This window comes from Lactiplantibacillus herbarum, assembly GCF_001039045.1.
In the GTDB taxonomy this organism is placed as follows: domain Bacteria; phylum Bacillota; class Bacilli; order Lactobacillales; family Lactobacillaceae; genus Lactiplantibacillus; species Lactiplantibacillus herbarum.
Window position 1 is genome coordinate 96,340 of record NZ_LFEE01000020.1, and the last position, 1,965, is coordinate 98,304.

Annotated in this window: 3 protein-coding genes and 1 pseudogene; all 4 read left to right on the forward strand. The window is 41.3% G+C overall.

The window, feature by feature from the left end:
• The first annotated feature begins 316 nt into the window (after positions 1 to 316).
• The 4 genes and pseudogenes from ACG95_RS15010 to ACG95_RS07205 all read left to right on the forward strand — a co-directional run bounded on the left by ACG95_RS15010 (position 317) and on the right by ACG95_RS07205 (position 1,684).
• Complete coding sequence (locus tag ACG95_RS15010; protein WP_047999882.1) at positions 317 to 553, forward strand: helix-turn-helix domain-containing protein; 237 nt, start codon at positions 317 to 319, stop codon at positions 551 to 553.
• A 7-nt stretch (positions 554 to 560) separates the two neighbouring features.
• Positions 561 to 629 (forward strand): annotated as a pseudogene (locus ACG95_RS15015) (hypothetical protein); the annotation flags it as partial.
• Positions 630 to 674: 45 nt separating this feature from the next.
• Positions 675 to 836: a hypothetical protein gene (locus tag ACG95_RS14760; protein WP_237756473.1), complete on the forward strand. Its 162-nt coding sequence runs from the start codon at positions 675 to 677 to the stop codon at positions 834 to 836.
• A gap of 8 nt (positions 837 to 844) precedes the next feature.
• Entirely contained in the window at positions 845 to 1,684 is an 840-nt protein-coding gene (locus ACG95_RS07205) for an IS3 family transposase (protein WP_160300362.1), read from the forward strand.
• Positions 1,685 to 1,965 lie beyond the last annotated feature (281 nt).

Consider the following 1,965-nt stretch of genomic DNA (forward strand, 5'->3'; position numbering starts at 1 on the left):
GTCTTAACCCTCGTCTTGATCCTTGGCAAAAAACACCAATGACCAAGAGCGTCCGTGGCCTAAGCCCGGAGAATCACCGGACTAAAGCCACCTTCACCGCACCGCTAGTACAGCCCACCTCCGGCTAGATTGATTAATATTTATGATAAACATCACTAACGTTAGTTTTCAAAGAGTGCTAGCTAACAAGACTGTCATCGAATCAAATCTAAGCGGAGCTAGCTGGGAAAATGTGCCATGAAGGCAATCTTAGGTGGCGGTCTTGAAGTGCCGTACAATTGTTAGACAAACAAGCTAATAATTCAAAGGTGATCTCATGAAACAATATTCATATAAATTCAAATGTAAGATCGTTAAAAATTACCAACGTGGCGAAGGTAGCGGTGAAGATTTGGCTCAGAAATATTCGATGCCCACAGCGAGTTTAGTGAGTCGCTGGATTCAACAAGTACAAAATGGTGGGTTGAAAGCACTACGTTCTAGTAAGGGGGCTAGATACCCTGTTGATTACAAGTTAGAAGTGGTAGACTATTGCCTGAAAAACCGACACTAGCCTAAATGCCACTGCACTTCATTTTGGTATTGATAACTCAACAGTAGTCAATTGGGTTGAACAGTACCAAGAACATGGTATAGCTGGCTTCTGTCTGCATAAACAAAGAAGGCAGAGCGATATGAAAAAGCAAATACGACCCACCACTGAAAATAATCGTCAGCTCCAAGAAATCCAAAAACTCAAAGACGAGCTGAATGAAGTAAAAATGGAGCGCGATGTGCTAAAAAAATTAATAGCCGTAACCCACAAGCAGCCACCAATGCAGAAAAAGCATCGATAGTTTATACGTTGCGGCATCGGTATCCAGTTGGTCGTCTTATTCATGTGATTGGTCTTAAGCGAGCAACTTATTATGACCGTCTAAAACGCCGTCAGCGTCCGGATAAGAACAGCAAATTAAAACAACAAATCAAGAAATCATTCGTTGAATCAAGACAAACCTATGGGTATCGTCGTATTCAGCGGTGCACGCAAAAAGCGGGATTTAAAGCCTGTCCGGATACTATTCTGAGACTAATGAATCAGCTGGGGCTCCACCCAAACATGTATAACAAACACACCAGTAAATATCAATCATACAAAGGTCACATCGGAAAAATCGCTCCTAATATCTTAAATCAAGCGTTCGATGCCAAGATTCCTTACGCAGTCCTTCATACTGATGTTACTCAAGTTCGCTTATCTAACCAAAAGTGGGCTTATATTTCAGCCGTCATTGATGAGGCTAGTCGTGAAGTATTAGCGCTAAAAATCAGTGAGCACCCTGACAAAGAATTGATTCGAAAAACATTAAATCAGTTGAGCAGGACCCTCCCGAAGACTTCCGTTCCTATTCTTCATTCGGATCAAGGCTGGCAGTATCAAATTCAAAGCTATCGTTCAAAATTAAATAAAATGCATATCATTCAAAGCATGTCTCGCAAAGGCAACTGTCATGACAACGCACCGATTGAAAGCTGGTTCAATTTGTTAAAACGTGAATGCTTGTATCAGAATGATTTGAAGGATATGCGTACCCTACGTCGAATTACTAACAAATACGTTAAGTGGTTCAATAATAGCCGTATTTCGTTAATACATGGTGGTTCAACACCAGCTGAATACTGTCAAAATATGTTAGCGGCATAGCTGAAAAAAGTGTCTAACTTTTTCCTTGCACTTCAATAACGCCACCTAAGATTGCCTTCATGGCATATTTCCCCGGCTAGCTCCGCTTATATTTGGTTCAATGACTACTTAATTAGCTAGTATTCAGTTAACAATATTGCATTAGCGATGTTTATCATACCTATTAATCAATCTAGCCGGAGGTGGGCAGTACTAGTGATACGGTGAAGGTGGCGTTATTTCGGCGATCTTCCGGAATTACACCACGGACGTTCTTGATCCTTGGCGTTTTTTGCCAAGGA